The 22,028-nt window shown below is 51.8% G+C and carries 16 protein-coding genes and 1 CRISPR repeat array; of the genes, 8 read left to right on the top strand and 8 right to left on the bottom strand.

Going from position 1 to position 22,028, the window contains the following annotated elements; all coding sequences use genetic code 11:
- Positions 1-32: 32 nt before the first annotated feature.
- Positions 33-616: a CRISPR direct-repeat array (repeat unit 36 nt; unit sequence CCCAACCGAAGGGTTTAATTCGGAATAGTTGGAAAC).
- A 652-nt stretch (positions 617-1,268) separates the two neighbouring features.
- Entirely contained in the window at positions 1,269-1,517 is a 249-nt protein-coding gene (locus ACTS3T_RS05710; protein ID WP_377963560.1) for a hypothetical protein, read from the top strand.
- Positions 1,518-1,719: 202 nt separating this feature from the next.
- On the opposite strand, the gene ACTS3T_RS05705 is transcribed toward ACTS3T_RS05710, so the two are convergent.
- Positions 1,720-2,022 carry a PepSY domain-containing protein gene (locus ACTS3T_RS05705; RefSeq protein ID WP_377963562.1) on the bottom strand — a complete coding sequence of 101 codons (303 nt, stop codon included), beginning with the start codon at positions 2,020-2,022 and terminating at the stop codon, positions 1,720-1,722.
- 178 nt (positions 2,023-2,200) lie between these two features.
- Between ACTS3T_RS05705 and ACTS3T_RS05700 the strand changes: the two genes are divergently transcribed.
- Entirely contained in the window at positions 2,201-2,911 is a 711-nt protein-coding gene (locus tag ACTS3T_RS05700; RefSeq protein ID WP_377963564.1) for a response regulator, read from the top strand.
- Positions 2,908-3,996, top strand: coding sequence for a sensor histidine kinase (locus ACTS3T_RS05695; protein ID WP_377963566.1), 1,089 nt, complete (start codon positions 2,908-2,910; stop codon positions 3,994-3,996). Before ACTS3T_RS05700 ends, ACTS3T_RS05695 begins: the two co-directional genes overlap by 4 nt.
- Before the next feature lie 53 nt (positions 3,997-4,049).
- Here ACTS3T_RS05695 and ACTS3T_RS05690 read toward each other — a convergent pair whose 3' ends face one another.
- The 5 genes from ACTS3T_RS05690 to ACTS3T_RS05670 form a co-directional block, all read right to left on the bottom strand.
- Positions 4,050-4,622, bottom strand: a complete 573-nt coding sequence (locus ACTS3T_RS05690; protein ID WP_377963568.1) for a TetR/AcrR family transcriptional regulator — start codon at positions 4,620-4,622, stop codon at positions 4,050-4,052.
- A gap of 421 nt (positions 4,623-5,043) precedes the next feature.
- Positions 5,044-6,858 (bottom strand): sensor histidine kinase, encoded by a 1,815-nt coding sequence (locus tag ACTS3T_RS05685; RefSeq protein ID WP_377963570.1) that lies wholly within the window; start codon positions 6,856-6,858, stop codon positions 5,044-5,046.
- A 39-nt stretch (positions 6,859-6,897) separates the two neighbouring features.
- On the bottom strand, positions 6,898-8,511 hold the full coding sequence (locus ACTS3T_RS05680) for a response regulator (protein ID WP_377963572.1): 1,614 nt from the start codon (positions 8,509-8,511) through the stop codon (positions 6,898-6,900).
- Positions 8,465-8,707, bottom strand: coding sequence for a hypothetical protein (locus ACTS3T_RS05675; RefSeq protein ID WP_377963574.1), 243 nt, complete (start codon positions 8,705-8,707; stop codon positions 8,465-8,467). The genes ACTS3T_RS05680 and ACTS3T_RS05675 overlap by 47 nt, the downstream gene beginning before the upstream one ends.
- Before the next feature lie 435 nt (positions 8,708-9,142).
- Positions 9,143-9,850, bottom strand: coding sequence for a histidine phosphatase family protein (locus ACTS3T_RS05670; RefSeq protein WP_377963576.1), 708 nt, complete (start codon positions 9,848-9,850; stop codon positions 9,143-9,145).
- A gap of 266 nt (positions 9,851-10,116) precedes the next feature.
- Here ACTS3T_RS05670 and ACTS3T_RS05665 point away from each other — a divergent pair, with 266 nt between their 5' ends.
- Positions 10,117-10,437 carry a hypothetical protein gene (locus tag ACTS3T_RS05665; RefSeq protein ID WP_377963578.1) on the top strand — a complete coding sequence of 107 codons (321 nt, stop codon included), beginning with the start codon at positions 10,117-10,119 and terminating at the stop codon, positions 10,435-10,437.
- A 205-nt stretch (positions 10,438-10,642) separates the two neighbouring features.
- Entirely contained in the window at positions 10,643-12,295 is a 1,653-nt protein-coding gene (locus ACTS3T_RS05660; protein ID WP_377963580.1) for an amidase family protein, read from the top strand.
- Positions 12,296-12,303: 8 nt separating this feature from the next.
- Here the strand turns inward: ACTS3T_RS05660 and ACTS3T_RS05655 are convergent, their stop codons facing one another.
- The gene (locus ACTS3T_RS05655; protein ID WP_377963582.1) at positions 12,304-12,933 is read right to left on the bottom strand and encodes an exopolysaccharide biosynthesis protein; all 630 of its coding nucleotides are present in this window, start codon (positions 12,931-12,933) and stop codon (positions 12,304-12,306) included.
- Positions 12,934-12,967: 34 nt separating this feature from the next.
- Positions 12,968-15,817, bottom strand: coding sequence for a cation-translocating P-type ATPase (locus ACTS3T_RS05650; RefSeq protein ID WP_462934846.1), 2,850 nt, complete (start codon positions 15,815-15,817; stop codon positions 12,968-12,970).
- A 94-nt stretch (positions 15,818-15,911) separates the two neighbouring features.
- On the opposite strand from ACTS3T_RS05650, the gene ACTS3T_RS05645 reads away from it, so the two are divergent.
- The 3 genes from ACTS3T_RS05645 to ACTS3T_RS05635 all read left to right on the top strand — a co-directional run bounded on the left by ACTS3T_RS05645 (position 15,912) and on the right by ACTS3T_RS05635 (position 22,026).
- Complete coding sequence (locus ACTS3T_RS05645; protein WP_377963588.1) at positions 15,912-17,006, top strand: ATP-binding protein; 1,095 nt, start codon at positions 15,912-15,914, stop codon at positions 17,004-17,006.
- 360 nt (positions 17,007-17,366) lie between these two features.
- Complete coding sequence (locus ACTS3T_RS05640) at positions 17,367-19,871, top strand: hypothetical protein (RefSeq protein ID WP_377963590.1); 2,505 nt, start codon at positions 17,367-17,369, stop codon at positions 19,869-19,871.
- Positions 19,872-20,151: 280 nt separating this feature from the next.
- Positions 20,152-22,026, top strand: coding sequence for an AAA-like domain-containing protein (locus tag ACTS3T_RS05635; protein WP_377963591.1), 1,875 nt, complete (start codon positions 20,152-20,154; stop codon positions 22,024-22,026).
- Positions 22,027-22,028: the final 2 nt, after the last annotated feature.

The raw sequence follows: 22,028 nt of genomic DNA, 5'->3' as shown, positions 1-22,028 counted from the left end.
CGTTGACGCTGCCATTTTGGTCTGTCACGCGTCCCAACCGAAGGGTTTAATTCGGAATAGTTGGAAACAATGCACTGTGGCACCAGAAGTGCTTAAAACCCCAGTGCTGTACCCAACCGAAGGGTTTAATTCGGAATAGTTGGAAACAGCCAGCTTTAGCAGGCTCTGGTAAGCTTCAATCGATACTTGAATCCCAACCGAAGGGTTTAATTCGGAATAGTTGGAAACAAACAACACCATTCCTTTTTCCCAAATTGTTGTGAAGCGCGGCCCAACCGAAGGGTTTAATTCGGAATAGTTGGAAACTCTCCTTTAGCGATCGCGTCTAGCCACCTGCCAAAGTGTGCAGAATCCCAACCGAAGGGTTTAATTCGGAATAGTTGGAAACACCTTTCGTCCTAACGCTTTTTCTTGGTCAGGGGTAAGCAACCCAACCGAAGGGTTTAATTCGGAATAGTTGGAAACACCTCTTCCGAGGGATTTGCTTTGAGAGCAGCCGTCGCGATTCCCAACCGAAGGGTTTAATTCGGAATAGTTGGAAACCATCAAGCGAACCTTGGAGTTGCTTAACCGTGGTACGCCCAATCGAAGGGTTTAATTCGGAATAGTTGAAAACCTTAGATCCCAGGATTCTTGCAGAACCTTGGGATCTTTTACTAATCCTGCGATCGCCCAAAATACTTAACCTAAAAAAAGACCAAAATGAGCAAATTAAAAGCGATCGCAACAGAAATCTTTAATCAATTTCAATCAGCATTAATCAACTTCAAATCTCACGTTTTAAGCAGAAATTAGCTTTAAAGTCCCCCTTTTGAAGGGGGATTTAGGGGGATCTAGACACCTGCTGATCCCCCCTGCCCCCCTTAAAAAAGGGGGGTTAAAAGTCCCCCTTGAAAAAGGGGGATTTAGGGGGATTTCCACTCTTGCCACAAAAAATAGGACTCTTCAAACAGCCACCACAGACTGCCAAAAACCAAAGCACAAAAGGCCAACGCGATCGCGCCTCTACGCTTGACGCCAATCGCTTATATGCGTATTCTCATTCATTAAGCCGTTTCGACGGTGGATCTAACCGCAGAACTCGAAGACCTCGGGCGGTGCCTGAAGGAGATACCAGCTCCAACAAGCACCTTACCCGCAACCTGAAGCAGCAGATTACGGGCTAGTGGTCAGTTTACCCTAGCCACCGGATTTGTTACATCACGCGGTGCGCTGGGGTTTTCGTGTTCTGTTTTCCTCGACCACAAAGCAAAAGGAAACAGAACATCATGTTTCAAGCATCTGACCTGGGCGTCTATACGTCCACAACTGCTACTGCGCCAACCTCCCAACCCACCCCCAAGCGCAAGCAAGTACGCCATGTCTTGCTCGGTGACGCCGACGCCGTCAAGCTCGACATTCACCTAATGCACATCAAAGGCTACGCCGAAGCCACCGCCTGGAGCCAGCCACAGCCAACAGGCAACCCTGGCGAAGTCGTGCGAGTGCTAATCAAAACGCCCATAGCAACCGAGTAGCGCCCCCAAAACCCAGGCGTCTGCCAGCGTGATCACAACCCTACACGCCTAGCCCAGACCCCTGGGTTGCAGCCAATAAACCTACAATGCTAGCCTTACCATTCAGCATGGCATTGGAAACAACCCGTTCCGACGCCATGCGAGGCTACTGCCAACCGCTCTCAAAAATTACTCACAAGCGCGATCGCATCCTCAGGGGCAGTTAGTCATTGGGAGGATTGATCCGTTTTTGAAAACGACCTTTTTTAGGCTGAAGCCACATGGTAATACCCGTACCCACCAGCACCAAAAGACCCAAAGCATTCAAAAACGGATAGATACCTTGTAAATCGAGGATGCCAAAATCACCTTTGTGAATATGGATCAGCCATTCAACGGCGTCATCGTTGCCAATCATTTCGCCAAGCTGATAGAAAGAACCCGTCAATGCCGTTAGCACTAAAGGCAAAAGCATAATCGGTGCCAAAAAGCGATGGGTTTGGCGTAGGGTTTTGGCAGTGGTCATTGTTTAATAGAAATGCAGAAGGAATATGCTTAAATTGGCAGAACCTAATGGCAATGCTGTGTCAAACTGATGACAATTCTCCGAAGACTTGCACCCAGCGTTGAATTCTCACCAGGTCTAACAGAGCTTAGCGATCGCGTTGCCTACACTGTCCTTTGTCCGTTCGAGTCTAGCAACGATGGCACCTAAAATTCTAATTGTCGAAGATGAAGCCGCGATCGCTCACTTCATTCAACAGCTTTTAGAAAAAGAAGGGTTTACCTGCCTGCAAAGCCGAGACGGCCACGCAGCCCTGCATCAGTTCAAAACGCATCAGCCCAACCTGATTATTCTGGATTGGATGTTGCCCGGTATGGACGGCCTAGAAGTTTGTACCCGCATCCGCAAGCTAGCAGGTGCCTATGATCCTTATATTCTGATGCTGACCGCTAAGGGCGAAGCCTTTGAGCGAGTAATTGGCCTTTCAACAGGAGCCGATGATTATTTAGTCAAACCCTTTAGCCCTATGGAACTGGTTGCTCGCGTTCGGGCATTATTGCGGCGCAGCTTGCGACAAGACTACCCAGGCGAGGTTTATCGCACACTTCACTTCGCGGTCGATTTAGACCGCCACGTTGCCACCCGGTATCTAGAAAACCAGGCCGAGGAGCTAGAGCTAACCACGCTTGAATTTGACTTGTTAGCCACTTTTCTCAGCCGTCCTGGACGCGCCTGGAGCCGTAGCCACCTGGTTGAAAAGCTCTGGGGCGACGACTTTTTTGGTGAAGAACGGGTCGTCGATACCCATGTTGCCCGTCTTCGCAAGAAAATAGAGCTTGATCCCAGCCATCCCCAATTTATTAAAACGGTTGTAGGCACTGGTTACAAATTTGAGGATGAAGCCCCATGAGAGGCGGGTTGCGATCGCGGCTGTTTTTTTCTCATTTGGTGGTGATGCTGGTAGGGCTGGTTAGCTTTATTATCAGTAGCAGAGCCGCTTCACACCAATTGTTTTCAGGCCATTTAGATCGCCTGGTGGATATGAGCCATGCCATCAGCGAACTACGCGAAGAACTTTTAGAAGGGTTTGAAACCGCCTGGAGTGGCAGCACGGCTTTATCGCTCATGGTGGGCAGTTTGACAGCAGCAGGGCTGAGCTACTGGGTAGCTCGTCGCATTACCTCGCCGCTCGTTCAGATGGAGCGAATTGCTCGTTTGTTTGCCGCTGGCAACTTATCAGAGCGAGTACCTCCAAGCGATATTCCCGAATTAGCCCGACTGAGCTACAGCTTCAACCGCTTAGCCTTAAGCTTACAGAACGTAGAGCAGCAGCGTCGGCAACTAATCGGAGATTTAACCCACGAGCTGAGAACACCTTTGACGATTGTACGGGGCTACCTAGAGGAAGTCGCTGAGCAGCAGCAACCGCTTTCGGTAGAAACCGCCCATTTGTTAGTGCGCGAGACCCGCCGCCTAGAGCGGTTGATCAATGATTTGCAAGAGCTTTCTAAAGCTGAAGCTGGACAACTGCCTTTGCATTTACAGGTCATTGTTTTGCCTCCCCTTTTCGACAAGCTACTTTTGCGCTTTGAAAGCCAGATCACCGACGATGGGCCTTGCCTGGGCTGGCAGTGTGATGAAGAAATCGCCCCCGTGTTGGCTGATCCCGATCGCTTGGAACAAATTTTGGTCAATTTGCTAGGCAACGCCATTCAGCATACGCGCCAGGGCAAAATTACCCTCACCGCTTGGGAAGCATCAGCCCAGGTCTGGATAGCGGTTAACGATACAGGCTTGGGTCTAGCTGAAGACGAGCTACCCCATGTCTTCGATCGATTTTGGCGTTCTAAGCGATCGCCCGTTCCAGCTGCAAGCGGTACAGGCATTGGCTTGGCAATTGTCAAACGCTTAGTAGAACTACAAGGGGGACGTATTGAAGCTGAAAGTCAGCTAGGCCGGGGCAGCACGTTTCGCTTTTCGCTACCCAAAGCCTGAAACGCCATCGCACCTGCCATTGAGCCGCCCCCTGGATGAAAGCTATGATCTCACTAGTAGCGAATAGCTTCCCAGCAAATTTGTTCAACTTTATTGAACAGATCTTCATCTAAACTGTAGTGGCCTCGCTGACCAGCTTTTGTCACCCCAACAAACATACCCCAAACAATAGCCACCAAAATTTTTAAAGGCAGCGGTTTGGTGATTTTTCGCTGACAGGTCATTTCAAAAAACGTTAAGCCCGGTTCCCAAACTTTGAGTTCAACCGTGCGGCTGGTTTTATCTAAATAAGACTCATGAGAATGCAGCTCTAAAAATTGAAATGTCTGAGGATTTTCAATCGCAAACTTGGTGATGCGCTGCCAAAAAACATGAAACTGTTCTCGAACGGGCAGATCCTCAGGAAAATCTTGATTCAGCACATCATAGAGCATCTCTTTAGCTCGCTGATAAACAGCATTTCCCAGCGCTTCTTTGCTTTCAAAATAACGATAAATCGTGCCCGCTCCCACATGCGCCCGCTCTGCTATCAGGGGTATCGGTGTACCATAAAAACCGTACTCGGCAAACAACTCTAAAGCAGCATTGAGAATTGCTTCACGCTTATCAGAGTCCCTAGTCACCATAATTTCACGGGCATGCACAATCAAATATTAGGCAGTATGTCATCGGGGAGAAAGATCGTCACCCAAAAGGCGTGCACCACAACACGAATACCCGATTTTCAAAGGTTTTAGGCTCAGCTTCTACCCGTTTTATTAGCATCCAAAAAGATGAAATCGAGTTGCATCCGCTTTGCAATTAAACCCAAACATGTGGTCTATTATACTACTATATATTCAGCATACTGAAAAGTCTAAAAGTACAGCCAAAGGTAGACGGCTGAGGGCTGAGGGCAGCAGGAAAGCTTTTCTACCAGCAGCTTACAGCTATTTAAGTGTCTCAATCAGGTGACTGCCGCTAGCCCCATCAACAGAGCGACAATCAAACGCTCTCACCCGCTCAACAATATCGCCCCAGCGGCAGTTCATCGGCTATCAAAACGCCCTAAACAGGTTGCTTCAGCGGTAAGGTGACCTTAAACGTACTGCCATAACCCGGTTGACTGCTTGCTGAAATCAAACCGTGGTGCCGCTGCACAATCTTGGTACAGATAGCCAAGCCAATACCCGTCCCTTCATACTCTTCCCGCGTGTGCAACCGCTGAAAAATCTTGAAAATACGCTCTTGATGCTTTTCATCAAAGCCAATACCATTGTCTGCAACAGCAATCTGGCAAACTGGCTCTTGAGCGCTATCAGCAGCAGAGAGGCTTGCTTGCGGCCACTGAGCGTTCACCGTTACCCGTGGAACCGCATGAGCAGGGTGAAACTTTAGCGCATTGCCGATCAAGTTTTGAAAAAGCTGTCGCATTTGGTGAGGCTCAGCTTCAATCGCAGGGAGCGAGTCTATCGTAACTTCAGCCCCTAGTTGGTGAATCTGAGGAGCCAACTCTTCAACCACTTCGTTGAGGATTTTGGTTAAGTCAACGGTAGCCATAGGTTGCACAGGGTTAGAGATTCGAGCCAAGTCAAGTAGCGCTTGAATCAGTTCTCGCATTTGCTGGGTTGAACGGTGAATTCGCTGCAAATAAGATTTACCAGCTTCGTCGAGTGCAGAGCTACAGGTGGTTTGCAGCAAGTTGCTAAAAGCCTCAATTTTGCGCAGGGGAGCCTGCAAATCGTGAGAGGCGGCATAGGCAAACTGTTCTAGTTCAGCATTGGAAGCCGCTAGCTTGGCTGAGGTTTGTTGCAAGCTTTGCTGCACTTCTTCTAACTGATCGAGCGTCCAGTTAATAGTTTGAGCTAAATCGGTTAGCTCATCTTGCCCCGTTAATTGAATCCGGGTTGAAAAATCGTGGGCAACCCCAATCTGGCTCACTTTTTGACTTAACTTTTTTAAGCGAGAGAGTACACCTCGCTCTAGCAAGGTGATGGTAATAACGCCAAAAATAGCGGCGGTCGTCAAGGTTGCCAAAAATAAGTAGCCCAGACTGGTCAAACCTTGAGCATAAATATTGCGAGGGTGGGTAACGCGCAGCCGCAACAAGGGTTGTCCGGCGATGTCGTTGATTAAGGTGTAACCTTCAATTTCTTTGCGGTTCTGCCGCTGAATAAAGACTGGCTGCTTAAGCGAAGGGAAGGGTTGCTGAATGACTGGAAAATCGGCAGAAAGCTGGCTAGGATCAACTGATTCGAGCGTAATTTGAGGTTGTTGGGTTAAAGATTCGAGATGCTCAACTTCGCTAGGGTTTAGCAGACGCCCCATCACAAGCGTGCCGCGAACAGGGCCTTCATCGTAACTGGTTAAGATGGGGCGGGCAACGACAAGCAGATAGCCTGCTTCTACTGGCAAAAACCCTACGATATTGTCATCTAGCTCGGTTAAGTTTAGCCATTGGCGGTAGGGGGTTAGCTGCGCTAAAAAATTAGCTGAAATTGGCAACGGCGTCTGCGTTTCTAAATCGACGCTTTGAGCAAAGAGAACTTGACCTTGCCGATCTAGAAAGGCCATCAGGTTGAGTCGTAGCGCGATTAAAGAACTGCCATCTTCGGGTAAATTGGCTGTGAGGTAGCTTGAGTTTTGGTTAGCGGCAAAGTTGTAGGTTTCGTCCCAGCTTGCCCAGTCTAGTGCTGTTCGATTCAAGCTGGCTAAATCATTGGCCAAGGCGTCGAGAACCCGATTGACGTGCTGGGTGATGATTTTTGTTTCTAACGTGCTGAATCCTCGCAGCAGCAAGATGGCAGCGGCTCCAAAACAGATTGCAGGTAAGCTTACTAAGGCAGTGCCGACGATCAACCAGGTTTTCTGACGCAGCTTCACAGTTTAAGGTTTAACCAGTTTTTAACAGCAGAACAAAGACTACGGTTCCCAGACAAGGGTTTGCCGTTGAGCGCAGGTTTGGAGCAGGGTGGCTAGCTCGTTCATTTTGACGGGTTTGGCGATGAAGCTGTCCATTCCGGCTGCTTTGCAAGCTTGGCGATCGCTGGCCAAAACAGCCGCCGTCAGGGCAATTAAGTAGGGGCGTTGGGGGGCAGGCCATTGCTGACAGATGCGCTGAGCGGTTTCTAAGCCGTCCATCTCTGGCATTTGAACATCTAATAAAATTACGTCGTAGGTTTGCCTTTGTAAGGCGCTTAAAACGCCCAAACCGTTGCTGACAATATCTGCTGGGTAGCCTAAACGTTGCAGCAGGTGTAGCATCACTTTTTGGTTAACCAGGTTATCTTCTGCCACCAGAATGCGCAGAGGATACCGATAGGCCAGCGGGGGTTGATTGGGGCTAGCGGGTGCCAGCGGCGGTGGGTCTAGATCTCCGGCGGGATCGCTGTGGAGCTGAACGGTGAAAAAGAACGTAGACCCTTGTCCAGGCACGCTTTCAAACCAGATTTTGCCCCCCATTAGCTGACAAAGCTGCCGACAAATGCTCAGCCCTAGCCCGGTTCCCCCATAGCGCCGGGTAATGCTGCTATCTGCCTGTATGAATGGCTGAAACAACCGGGTTTCTTGTTCCGGCGCAATGCCTATGCCCGTATCGCGAATGCTAAAGACCAGTTCGACTAGCTGCCTGGAGGCGGGCAAAGTTTCAGGGGCGATCGCCTCGCCATCTACAGTCCGCCGCTCTACGGTGAGAGAAACGCTGCCAGCGGGCGTAAACTTGACCGCATTATCCAGCAGGTTAACCAGCACTTGCCTGAGGCGGCCAGCATCGCCCGTGAGCCAAGCGGGCACTTGCGATCGCACGTCGCAGTTGAGTTGCAGTTGCTTGAGCGCTGCTTTAGAACCCACACAAGCCAGCGCTTGATCAATGCAGTCGCGCACTTGAAAGGCTTTTTCTTCTAAAGGCATTTGGCCCGACTCAATTTTGGAAAAGTCAAGCACATCGTTAATCAGCGTTAGCAGCACATCACCGCTGCTGCGAATGACCTTAGCAAAGTCTTGCTGCTCTGAGCTAAGTTCAGTCGTCAGCAGCAGGTCGCTCATGCCAATGATGGCATTCAGCGGTGTTCGCAGTTCGTGGCTCATCACAGCTAAAAACTCGCTTTTGGCGCGGCTAACGGCTTCTGCCCGCAGAAGGTGATAGCGCTCAAGGCTATAGGCCAGGGTTTTGTTCAATAGCTTGGCGTCAAAATCCCCTTTGACTAAAAAGTCTTGAGCACCCTCTTGCACAGCCGCCATGCTCATAGCTGTGTCGTTCCAGCTACTACAAATCACGATGGGAATGTTGGGAAACTGGGTATGAAGCTGCCGAAAGGTTTCGAGCCCTTGGCTATCGGGTAAGTGCAAATCCAGCAAAACAATGTCGATGGGTTGACGCGCTAGACAGACTAGCCCTTTTTCCAAGCGGTTAGCACTGGTAACTCTAAACTGCTTGAGCGCTACCTGTGCAAGCAAAACCTGTACCAGTGCCACATCATCGGCATCGTCATCAATGTGGAGCAGGTTGAGGGGCAGGGAATGCTGTGAGGTGAGCATAGCGCAGCGGTAGCTGTAAAGAATGGGAAGTTATTTTGTGAGCAATCAACCACACCATCTGATGCTGATGGCCGATTTGCCAGCGGCTCTGCGGTTGTTCTGGGGGTGGTGACTCAGACAAGATGACGGTGGTTTCATCAGAGGACTCCCGGTATAGTACCCCTTCAGGTTTGTCGGTTTCACGCGTTAGCAGCATGGCTTTACAAAAACTTGAGAACCGGGTGTACGCTGGCCTTCAACACCGCCGCTCTGTAGCGCCTTGTTAAGCGGCGCAAATGGCTGAAAGCCACTGAGCGAAAATCTTTCACACTGGCGGCTACCTTTAGCTATAGCCGAGTGTGCAATGGCTGATACCGATTCTGCAAAAGCAAGGCACAGATGAGACTGACGAAACGTCTGCAGAGCCAAGACTGTTCAATCCAAAATCGAAAATCAAAAATCAAAAATTGATATTACAGCGCTTCAATCGACTGACGAAACGTCTAACGTCTGCAGAGCCAAGACTATTCAATCCAAAATCGAAAATCAAAAATCGAAAATTAATATTACAGCGCTTCAATCGACTGACGAAACGTCTGCAGAGCCAAGACTGTTCAATCCAAAATCCAAAATCCAAAATCGAAAATTGATATTACAGCGCTTCAATCTGGCCTAAAACCTCAAGCTGATTTTGGCGATCAACTTGGATAACGACCATTTCACCTGAAGCAACGCTAGCCCCACTCAAAGCGGTGATGTTGACCGCATGGGTGACCATCACCGTCACACCCGCGTTGGCTGTCTGTTCGCGCATAAAAGCGCGTATTTGGGCTGTTTGCTGCGGGCCTTGAGGGCGGCGATCGCCAAAGAAAGAGTTTAACGGGGCAAAGGGTTGAACCGTTCCTATCTCCATTAGCTCAGCCGTTTCTAAACACCGACACCACTGGCTCGATAGCACCTGACGTACAGCAATATTTCGCTGCTTAAAGGCTGCTCCTGTGCGCCTCGCTTGGGCTTGTCCTACCGCTGAGAGATTGCGCTGGGTAGAACAGTCATTCAACTGAAAGTTAGCTGGGTCGCCTGTGCCCGGAGCAAAGGCATGCCGTATCAGCACAAAGTAGTGCGTTTCTGCCTGTTGCAGCAGCGACCATAAACGATTCTCTGGGCTATCGACAGCGCCAAGGGTCACCTGTGTTGACGACAACAAACGCTCAGGGGATCGCAAGTGGGTCAGGACGTCTTGATTAATGGCCATCGTCAGTTGCTCAGACCCTGGCGGTTTGCGACAGCCGACTCCCCCTATTAAGCAGACCCAGGCGATCGCCCCGGCGGTTTTGGCTATAGCAGATAATTGGGTCATGGGCTGTTTCTCGTTACTTGCTAAAGTCGGGGATGATAGCTGTAGCGCTAGGGTGAAAACCCTCAACGGCTGCAAGCCGCTCCTGGAAAAGCATTCATTCTGCCTGCTGCCTTAGCTATACTTTTCTAAAGTAGCGATCGCGGTTTCCCCTTTGCCACCTTTAAACTTTGTCTGAGTGCTGATTGCCCTGGTTCTGGCATATCCCATCCATTTTCAGACTAGAAATGGTTTTTCTGTTGCTGCTGACAAGTTTTCTCTTTGCCTCTATGACTGCGATGCCATCTGATGAAGCCATTATTTGGCAGTGTGAAGCCGCCGGAGCCGAGCGATCTTACCAGGTTGAAACGCTGGATATGGCTGCTGCCGCCTTTGCAGTTAAGATCTTTGGCGACGCTACTTACGAAACGCTGGTAGAAACTGTGCAGGTACAGCCAGCAACGGCGGCAGCAGGGGTCTGGGTGGGCTATACGGCAACGGGGCAGGTTTTGACGGTGCGCCCCCTGGCTAGCAATTTGGAATTTGCAGTTGAAGAAACGCCCTACGGCAGAGCTTTAGGACGCTGCATCAGACACACGGCTTTTAACTAAAAACAACGGCTGAGCTACTAGCAGGCGATCGCGGCTGTGCCTATGTCTTGGGGTAGAGATGCTTCATCAACCCCTCACATCCCCCTAGCGGAGTAGCAGCCGATACAGTGTTTATACCGAAAGGCTCAGTAGATTGCTGAGGTGTGCCAGTGATGGCAGGCCAAAAACGGCTGATTTATTCACTTTCTGGGGTTTCTCGTCGATTATGCTCAAGTTTGCTCAAACGGTTGCTTATTGGACTTCTGTACCTGTGGCTGCTTTGCTGTGTCTGGCTGACGCTGCCCTCGCTGCTAGCTTTAACCTGCAAGAAGCGACGGTTGACAGCATTCAGGCGGGGTTGAGTTCTGGGGCGGTCACCTGTACAGAGATTACTCAACTGTATTTGAACCGAATTGACGCCTATGACGATCAAGGCCCTGCCCTTAATGCCATTATCACCACCAATCCCAATGCCCTCAGCCTTGCGGCTGAGCTAGATGCGGCTTATGCCGCCGCTGGGCCTGTGGGCGATTTGCACTGTGTCCCCGTGGTGCTAAAAGACAACTATGACACCGTGGATATGCCAACGACGGCAGGGGCGTTGGCGCTAGAAGGTTTCTTTACCGGGGAAGATGCTTTTCAGGTGGCTCGCCTGCGGCAGGCGGGGGCGCTGATTTTGGCTAAAGCGAACCTGTCTGAATTTGCCTTTTCGTTTACCAGTACCAGTTCGCTGGGGGGCACAACCGTCAATCCCTACGATACGATTCGCAATGCGGGGGGTTCTAGCGGCGGTACGGGGGCAGCGATCGCGGCTAATTTTGGCGTCTTGGGGTTTGGCACCGATACTGGCGGATCTATTCGGGTGCCCTCCTCTTTTAATAGCTTAGTGGGCGTACGACCTACGATTGGCTTGTCTAGCCGTTCTGGAATTGTGCCGCTGGCGCTGACGCAGGATGTCGGTGGGCCAATGACGCGCACGGTTAAAGACGCGGCTTTAGCTCTCAATGCCACAGTGGGCTTTGATCCCGATGATCCGGCGACGGCAGGCAGTATCGGTCAAATTCCCGCAGACTATACGGCTTTTTTGGATGCTAACGGCTTGCAAGGAGCCAAAATTGGCGTTGTCCGGGAGCTATTTGGCTTAGACTCTAATCCTGAAAGCGCTAAGACAACGGCGGTGATTAACGAAGCGATCGCCGCTTTAGTGGCCTTAGGTGCAGACGTCGAAGAAGTGACTATCCCTAACCTGGCAGAAATTCTCTCTTTTCCCAGTCTGAGTTCGTTTGAGTTTAAGCGAGATCTCAACAACTATCTAGCGGCCAGACCGACCCCGCCTTCGGGGGTGAGAACCTTAGAAGATATTATCGAGAGCGGTCTTTTCTTAGAAGACTTTGCAGGTGCCTATATCTCTCGTAACAATCGACCTGCACCCGAAACCGATCCCGACTATTTGCAGATTATTACTGAGCGGCCTGCTTTAACTCAATCTGCATTGCTGACCGCCCTCACCGGCTTAGATGCGCTGATTTACCCCAGCGTAGCTAGCCCCCCCAATATTTTGGGTCAAGGGTTGGCTTCAGGAGCGGGTAATCGCCTCAGTCCGTTTTCCGGGTTTCCAGCAATTACCGTCCCGGCTGGGTTTACGGCTGAGGGCTTGCCAGTGGGGTTAGAGTTTTTGGGACGAGCCTATGACGAACCAACGCTGCTGAAGCTAACCTATGCGTTTGAGCAGGGCACAGGTTTTCGGCAACCCCCGGCTAGCACCCCCCGGCTGGCGGGTGAAACCATTCCTGAACCCAGTGCTAGCTTCGCTTTGCTGGTGGTGGCTGCAGGGGGATGGCTGATCCTTTACCAGAAAACGCCCCGTTTGCCATCCTAGTTGAGCCGTCACGGGCTTAAAGGCCACCAGCGCTGAATTAGTTCGGGCGATCGCCATAGACCGTAGATTAACCCGCCAAATAAGCTGGTGATCAATCCGGTCATGGCGTAGCCCACACACATCATCAAGCCATCTGCTTCTAGCGTGGCAACGACAAAAATAAGAATGCCTACCGTGGGCAGGGGGTTGGTCATGGGGATAGGACTCATCAGCAACACGGTGAGCCAACTAATACAGACGCCGTTAATTTGCCAGATATAAGCCTGCTGGGTGAGCTTGGCAAAGCGCCTGTAGACAAAGCGCTCTGTTAAGCGCGTCAGTCGCCCCAGGTGATTGAGCGTTTGCTGGGCTAGCTTTGGCGGAAACTGGAATTGAGCGACTCGCTGAGGTAACCAAGGCGATCGCCGTCCCAGCGCCATTTGCAAAGACAGCAGCAGACAGGCTGAACCCAAAATAGTGGTTAAACCCGGTGGCATTGGCAGCAGAAAGGGCAAAACCAGCAAACCAATCACCAGGCTAAACCCCCGTTCGGCAGTTTCGCTCAACACATCTGCTAGCGTCAACGGTTGATCAGCCAACCGCGCTAGCAAGGCTTTAATTTCTTGAGAAAACTTAGATCGAGAGGGCTGAGAGGGCATAAAAAGTCAACACTTGCGTAGGTTTTTACCAACATCAATCTGGTTTGGACAAACGGCCTTGGCTAGCTGAGGCGATCGCTGGCGGCTTGGCTTTGAAAAACCAGCCAATAAACAGCTTTTCAACTTCTAACCAAACAAAAAGCAAGGCACTAAAGCCAAAACAAATTGCCAGCTCTAGCCCCGACAAGGCATACAGACCAAAAAACTGCTGAAACACAGGCACATAAATCAACAACACCTGCAAGCCCGTGGTCAGCAACACAGCCCCCCAGATATAGAGATTAGAAAAAGGATTGAGCTGCACCGTCAGGCGAGTATCCGAGCGGGCAGCCAGGGCATGCCCCATCTGAGCTAAACACAAGGTTGTAAACACCATCGTTTTCCAGGTGTTCTCGTCGCCGCTGTAACCTGCCGCGTGGGTATGCTGATAAGCCCAGCTCATCAGGCCAATGGTTAAAATTGCCAGCAACAGCCCCACCCGCACCATATAAGCACCTAGCCCTCGGGCAAAAATACTTTCTCTGGGGTCGTGGGGCGGGCGCTGCATGACGTTGGGTTCGGCAGGTTCCATCGCCAAAGCCAAAGCGGGGACGCCATCAGTAACCAGATTCATCCAGAGAATTTGCAGCGGTGATAGCGGGACGCCTCCTAACCCCATCAGCGGCGCGGCGGCGATTGTCAAAACTTCGCCAATATTGCTGCCCAAAATGTATTTGATAAAGCGGCGAATATTGTCGTATACGACTCGACCTTCTTCGGTCGCAGCCACAATGGTGGTGAAATTGTCGTCTAACAACACCATGTCGCTGGCTTCTTTGCTGACGTCTGTCCCCGTGATGCCCATCGCAATGCCGATGTCGGCTTGTTTTAAGGCGGGGGCATCGTTGACGCCATCGCCCGTCATGGCGACGAATGCGCCTTGTTTTTGCAGAGCTTGCACAATGCGGAGTTTGTGTTCTGGCGCTACACGGGCATAGACGCTGACGTGGTTGACGGCTTTGGCTAGGTCGGCGGGGGTGTAGTGGTTGAGGTCGCGACCGCTGAGCAGGGTGTCGCCGGGTTGGGAAATACCCAGTTTTTCAGCGATCGCCAGGGCAGTTAAGGGATGATCGCCTGTAATCATCACCGGACGAATACCAGCTTGGCGACAGGCCATGACCGCAGGCAGTACCTCCGGTCTAGGGGCATCTAGCATACCCACTAAACCCAGCCAAACCAAATCTTGCTCGGCAGCTTCTAAGTTTTCAGCCGTAAAGGTTGGCAACGGTTTCATGGCCAAACCCAGTACCCGCAATCCGGCAGCGGCCAGGGCGTTGTTTTGAGCCAGTATTGTTTCTACCCAGGCCGGATTAAGCGGTTCTATGCCTGTCTTTCTTTGCACCGCCTGACACCGCTCTAAAACCAGTTCAGGTGAGCCTTTAGTCAGCAGCACTAAGCGCGTGGGCAAAGACGGCAGCCAGTCGGCTGTTTCCATCTGAACGACGACACTCATCCGTTTGCGCTCTGAGGTAAAGGGAATTTCGGCCAAGCGATCGCACTGACGCAGCCGATCTGCCGTAAAGCCACCTTTGCCAGCCAGCGCCAGTAGCGCCCCTTCAGTCGGATCGCCTAACACTGTCCACAAACTCCCTTCGTGGTTAAGCTTGGCATCGTTGCAAAGGGCACAGGCCAGTAACAACGCCGTGAGCGTCGGAGCCGTTTCAGGGGATAGGGGCTGTCCGTTTTCTAAGAGATTTCCTAAAGGCGCATACCCTTCTCCGGTCACCTGATAATGGGCATCCAGGGTTTGCACCGTTTGCACAACCATTTTGTTTTGGGTCAAGGTGCCCGTTTTGTCCGAACAAATTGTGGTGACAGAACCCAGCGTCTCTACGGCAGGCAGCTTACGAATCAAAGCATGGCGGCGCACCATGCGCTGGGTGCCTAAAGCCAACGTCACGGTAATGACGGCGGGTAAGCCTTCAGGAACCACCGCAACCGCCATACTGAGAGAAACTTCTAGCAGCTCGTCAAAGAGACTGAGATCGCCCGTCCGCCACAGCCCCAGGGCAACGACGAGTCCCACCAGCACCAAAGAACCCGACACCAGCACATTACCCAACTGCGCCATGCGCTGCTGTAAAGGCGTCGGTTCGGTCTCGACTGATTGAATCAAGCTAGCAATGCGCCCCAGTTCGGTCTGCATTCCGGTTTGGGTAATCAAAACGCTACCCCGACCTTGCAACACCTCCGTTCCTTGAAACACCAGATTGATGCGATCGCCTAAAGCCGCTTCCACCGCCAGCGTTGTATCCGCTTGCTTAACGATGGCTTCTGCCTCCCCGGTCAAGGCCGCTTCGCGAATCTGAAGGTTGGCAGCTTCTAGCAACCGTCCATCCGCCGGAACCTGAACGCCTGCTTCTAGCAGCACCAGATCACCGGGCACCAGAGACTTGGCCTCTACCGCTTGCGCCTGTCCCTGACGAACGACCTGAACTTTGGGCGTCGTCATACCTTTGAGCGCCGCTAGCGCTTTTTCGGCGCGGCTTTCTTGCAGATAGCCCAGCAAACCGTTGAGAATGACAATGGCAAAAATGGCGATCGCATCTTTAGGAAATCCGCCCTGCTGAAGATCCAGCCCCAGCGATACCAAAGCCACCACAATCAACATCAGCAGCATGATGTTTTTGAACTGATCCCACAAAATTTCCCAGGGGCTGCGGCTAGCCCCTTCTTGCAGTTCGTTTGTTCCATAGTGCTGCAAGCGCTGCTTCACCTCCTCGTCAGATAACCCGTCTGGACCACTTTGCAGCAGATCCATCGCCTGTTGCCGACTCAGGGTATGCCATGACTGATCGGACGGGCTAGCCAAGGTGTTGACACCAGTGTGTGTGTTAGAAACCACAGACGCTCATTCCCTCAAGAAACAGAGTGTTACTATGCAAAAGTATTTAACACCCATTTATAGCACTAAAAAATAGTGCGAAACTTTGTAAGCGATGGCCAATCCCTTCATTCCTCAGTCGTTAATTTGCCGCGAAGCTGAGCTAGCCAAGATTTGCACGCTTTTGCAGGCAGATAGTGATTTTGTCATTACTGGGGTGCCGGGGAGCGGACGGCGCAGCTTAATCCGCAGTGCGGCTAAGCAGGTTAGCTCGCGTTGCCTAGAAATCGATTTTCTGCGGTGCCACAACGCCAGCCAGTTCATCCGCACCTTAGCCGACGGTCTGACAACCCTATTTGCGGAGCCAGACGAGCTAGCTAAAATTCAGCAGTGGAGCGTCAACCAACCCCTCACCTTAGACGAAACCCTGTCTTCGCCAGCGCGGTTGGTGTGGCCAGCCGCAACCGGAAAAGAGTGGCCGTTGTTTGTAGGGCTGCTGTCTTTGCCCCAATACTTGGCAGAATGGCTCGACTGTCAGGTTGTTATTGTCTTTCACAACTTTCTCCATATCCGCTCTTGGGATCGGCAGGGCAAATGGGAAAGCCACCTACGTCACGAGATTCAGCAACAAAGTCGGGTGAGCTATGCGCTGGTGGCCACAGTGGCCGAACCCTGGATGTGGGCCAGTCAATTACCGATTATCCACTTAGCCCCTTTGCCAGATGAAGAGTTGCGCCCCTGGATTAGCAGTAGCATGGCCACGGCTGGTTTTAAGTTTGAGCCAGATAGCCCAGCGCTGGATTTGTTTTTGAGCTATGTGCAAGGTCATGTTAAAGATGCCGTTACCCTGGCTCAGCGGATTTGGCTCGACTGTTTAGCTATTAGTAACCTCAAGCCACCTGGGCTGATTCAAGCTCATCAAGTTCATGGCAGCATGCTATCGCTGGTGCAGGATATGGGGGTTACTTTTGAAGCGTTGCTGCTGCTGCTGCCGCCGACTCAAAGCCGCGTTTTAGAAAGTTTAGCCCTTGACCCCACCCCCAGCCCTCAGGCCAGCGCCTACATTAAAAAACACCAGCTTTCTCGCGGCGGGGGCTTGCAAGGTGCCCTCAACAGTTTGGAGCAAAAGGGACTGATTTATGGGCCTCAGTTTGGCTACCGGATTGCTTTGCCTTTTCTAGATTTCTGGCTAAAGCAGCGGTTGCAGTAACCAACAGCTTTTCTGGCTCTATAAATTAGTGCTAAGCCAGCCCTTTCCTTTAAGCCAGCCGCATTATATCAATTCTCGATTTTGGATTTTTGATTTTGAATTGAACAGTCTTGCCTCTACATCCGTTTCGTCGTTTTCATCTGTACCTTTCTTTTGAAGAATCGGTATTAGTCCCCGTTAAGCTGACGGCTCAACGTGAGCAAGTATCGCTGTCGCCACCAGCGTTAAGCCACTAATCGCTTTTGACCGCAAAGCTTTTCTGCTGTCCTCCAATTTGTTTCCGGTTGAACAATTTGTATCTTTTGTGGGAGGACAGGCTTTTTCTCGCTGTCTACAGTGAGACTGAACAGGTGGGTGGGTATGCAGACGTTATTTTCCCTGATGGCAGGGCTGATTATGGCCTTTGCCTTTCAGTTACTGCTGACAAACCTAGGGATTGCGCTAGGGCTGAGCGTTTGGGGGTGGGTGACGCCCTCAACACCTGCGGCTGAGTCGGCTGCATCAGAGTCGCCGTCAGAAGAGGCTACGGCTGCCGCTCCACCCGTGACCCATTGGCTAGGCTTGGGGGTGACGCTGAGCCTGACGACGGTTCTTTTTTTGGCTGCCCTGCTAGCGGCGGAACTGAGTCAAATGACCCAGCCGCGATTGGGGGCGATTTTTGGCGTTTTGCTGTGGGCCACTTACCTGCTGCTGCTTACCTGGTTGAGTTCGACCACGCTTTTCAATTTAGCCAACTCGGTTTTTGGCCTAGCTGCTAGAGGCATACGCCAGCTCTGGGGTGCCATTGGGCAGGCGAAACCCTCTTCTGCGGCTCAAACGGCTTCAACTTCACCAGAAGCCCTTAAGGCGATCGCGGCTGAAGTAGCGAAAATACCGCAAATTCAGCAGCAGCTACCGCAGCTTTTAGCCGAGCAGCGGCAGCAGTTGCTCAGCGATATCCGTGAGCAAATTGAGCTATCTGATGAGGCGGCGGCGACCGTTGTCGATCATCTGCCATCTTCGCCGCCATCGCCAACTGAGTCGAGCGCTGGCTTACTGGCAGATTTACCCGACTGGCGACAACTGCTGCGGGCGGCACTCAATCGCCTGGATTTATCAGATTGGGACATTGAAACGCTGTGGCAAAATTTCCAGAGGTTAGGCAGTGAAGCCGACTCTGCGTTTAGTATTATCCGACTCGATGCCGAAGAATATGTCTCACAAGCCCCTGCTTGGTCTTTGCAGCCAGAGATATTAGAGACAGAATTTGCAGAGCGTCTATACGATCGCGAGGCCGCCCCCCACCAGGTCTTGGCTCAGTTGCAAACGCTGGGGCGGAGCGACTTTGTTGACTGGCTACAGCAGCGCTCAGATCTAAGCGCCGCTAAAGTGAGCAAAATTGCCGACCAACTGGCCGCTATTCAGACCGCTGTGCAAACCAGCGTGCAAATGCAGGCCGCAGCCGCTACCGCTGCTGACTGGCGGCAGCGCTTAACCCAGCAACTGCGCCAACTGCCGCTCGATCAGTTTGACGCTGATGATTTGCGTAGCTGGCTGCAAGATTTTGTCGATCAGGCTCAACTGCCGCTAGAACAGGTTAGCCAATTGCTGGCTGAGCTTGACAGTACGCCTTTAACCCAGGCTTTTGAATCACACCGCGATTTGTCGCAGGCGCAGCAGAGCCGTTTGACCAGCGTTTGGCAGACCAGTTGCGATCGCTTGCTAGCTCATGTGCAAAAGCAGCAAGCTGAAGCCGCTACGGCGATCGCGATGTTACAGGACAAGCTAATAGCCTATTTTCGCTATACCCACTTAGACAAGCTCAGTGCCACCGCGGTCGCTGAAAAACTGCGATCGCTGCTGGACGACCCTCAGCTTTCAACGATTGCAGGAGCGCTACCGCTAGCGGCCAATGCGCTAGATTGGGGTGAAATTGAGCAGGCGATCGCCCGCCGCCAGGGGATGACGGCGGCTTTGCAAACCCAACTGACAGACGCCCTACGGCAAAGTTGGCAAGCTGATCTACCAGAAACCGCCCTTGCTGAAGCTAAAAGCCTGACCCAACCGCTAGCCGACTACTTAAATACCGTGGACTGGTCGGCAATGTCGCTAGCCGACGTTCAAGCCCAAATACTGCACCACTTGAGCGAGCAGCTATCAGCAGGGGCTGAGCTAGATATACCTGATTTACTAAAGCAGCTAAATCTGCCGCAAACGCTCAAGGCTCAGCTAGAACGCTGGCTACCTCAAATTTACCACCAAGCGCTGAAACGCCCCCGCCGCTGGGCTAAACGAGTCAGCCATACTACCCAAACGGCCACGGAGCAATTAACCGCAAAGCTGATTCACTATTGGCGCTATCAGGCTCAGGCCAAACTCACCCCCAGCCAGATAGGCCAAGACCTCAGCCATTTGTTTCAGACAATGGCTCAGACGCTACCGACTGAACTGAGCGATTGGCAACAGTTCGATCAGTCTTTTTGGCAGCAGGCTTTGGCGCAGCGCCCTGACCTTGACCCCGACGAACAGCAGCAGATTTTAACCTGGCTATCGGATACTGGGCAAAGCCTACAGCAACACGCCCAAGATTGGACGGCGGAGCTAAGCCAACGAACGGCAGCGCTGTCTCAAAGGCTGAACCAGTGGATCAATACGGAGGTGGCTGGCACAAACCCCTTAGACGCCGCGCGGCAACAACTGGTAACACAACTGAGCGCCGCCCAGCAAACACTGCAAAACCAGGCGATCGCATTGCAGCAAGAAATTCAGGCGCAAACTGAAGCGGCGCGGCGGCAAATGGCGATCGCGGCTTGGTGGCTTTTTTGGGGTCTTTTGATTTCTGGAGTAGCAGCTGGCGGGGCTGGCTGGTTAGCGGTTTTGTATTGAACGAGCTAACCAGCGGCGATCGCGGCTGGGTAAAATCGCCAAGAAGCGTCTTATGGCTTTGATTTTGACGGCTGCTTTGCCTAACGCTTTAACTTCAATTACTCATATAGCTGTAGCCCCTAGGGTTGAGGCACTAAAACTACCGAAAGCCTCTGACAGAAAGCCTTTCATCTGCTTTCTGCCTTTAACCTTCTGCCTTTCGCGGCCTTTCGCTATATTAATCACCCATATCAGAGCAGTTCCTTTAGGATTGAGTTAGTTTTCTGGATGGCGGCCTGCAATGTTTGACTACCAGGTTGGCGGCAGCCTTGCCGTAGACAACCCCACCTATATCGAACGCCAGTCTGATCACCACCTTTACGAAGCGCTGCTGCGAGGAGAACTCTGCTACGTCCTCACCAGTCGCCAGATGGGTAAATCGAGTTTGCGGCTGCGGACGCGCCATCGCATCCATAGAGCCAGTCAGGGGCACTGCGCCTCAGTGGATATGACCCGTATCGGCAGTGAAAACATCACCGCAAATCAGTGGTATCAGGGCATCGCTTTTGACTTGTTGCGGAGTCTGCGACTGTACCGTCAGATCGATTTATCCCTTTGGTGGATGGAGCAGGGCAATCTTTCGCCTGTGCAAAAGTTGGGAAACTTCCTCGAAGAGCTGATTCTAGAGCAGTTTCCCAACGAAAATATCTTTATCTTCATTGACGAAATCGACAGTGTGCAGAGCCTCAAGTTTCCGGTTGATGATTTCTTTGCCCTGGTGCGCTACTGCTACAACCAGCGGTTTGAAAATGGTAATTTCAGACGTTTAACCTGGGCGCTTTTTGGGGTGGCTTCTCCGGGTGACTTAATCAGCGATGTCAAGCGAACCCCGTTTAACGTAGGAACCGCGATCGCCCTTTCTGGCTTTACCTGTGCTGAAGCGGCTCCCCTGCTACCTGGCTTAGAAGCCTATGTAGAAAGACCGCGCCGCATCCTTACCGCCATTCTGGAATGGACAGATGGCCAACCGTTTCTGACTCAAAAACTCTGTGCCCTAGTGCAGCAAGAAGGAAACGCCAGCGAAAACAACAAGCTTGATATTGCCGTCGGCGAAGAAGGCAACTGGGTTGAGTGGTTGGTGCGCACCCACATTATTGACCACTGGCAGATTCAAGATGAGCCAGAGCACCTACGCACGGTGCAGCGCTATCTGCTGCAAGACCCCACCCAAGTTAGCAAGCTCTTGAGCCAATACCAGCGAATTTTGCTCTCCGATGAAGAGACGACCCACCAGCAGGCGGAAAACTTCAGTGAACTTTCTCCCTTGTTGCTTTCCGGAATTGTGACGCAGCGCTTGGGTTGTTTGCGCGTTCACAACCGTATCTATAGCGAAATTTTCAGCCATACCTGGGTGCAGCAACAACTGGCTAGCCTGCGTCCCTACGCCGTTAATCTCAGCGCTTGGGTAAAGTCAAACTATCAGGATGAAACCCAGTTACTGCGATCGCGCGACTTGTTCGCCGCCCAAGAATGGAGCCGTGACAAAAGCCTTAGCGATTTAGATTATCAGTTTTTGGCAGCCTCGCAACTAAGCGAACGCCGCCACCGAGAACGGCGCATTGTGGAAATTTTGGCGGTTTTGAACTACCGCAGCGGAGAGCTAGAACCTTACTTAGAGCAAATTGCGATCGCAGTCAGCGAACTAATTACGGTTGATTGGTCGGTGGTTACGCTGTGCCGAGGCAATGAAGAACGCATTCTCGCCAGCAGTTTCGACATCGGCGAAAAGGCTAGCCAAACGTATAACCTGCACATGACCGTAACCGGATACGTGTTTCAAAACGGGTGTCCCCTTGTGGTTGAAGATACGGCCACCTGCAAAGAATACGGCGAACCCCCAGAAGACTATCGCTCTTACTTAGGCGTACCGCTCAGACTATCTACCGGAGAAATGGTGGGTACTATTTGCTCGTTCCATTCAACCCCCCGAAAATTCGACGAAGAAGAAGTGCGGCTTGCCGAAATTTTTGCCGAACGAGCGGCCTCAGCCATTGAAAATTATCAGCTTTATCAAGCCTTGCAAGCGATGTATGATACCCTCCAACAGCAGTGGAAAAAGCGCCCAAGGAATCTCGTTCAAGCCCTCAAAAGCTGGCTGAGACAGCTCTTTAGCTAGTG

Origin of the sequence: Almyronema sp., from assembly GCF_052168255.1 — a bacterium.
GTDB classification, from domain to species: Bacteria; Cyanobacteriota; Cyanobacteriia; order Phormidesmidales; family Phormidesmidaceae; genus Sphaerothrix; species Sphaerothrix epifaneia.
The sequence above is the reverse complement of the archived record's forward strand: the minus strand, read 5'-3'. Positions and strand labels throughout refer to the sequence as shown.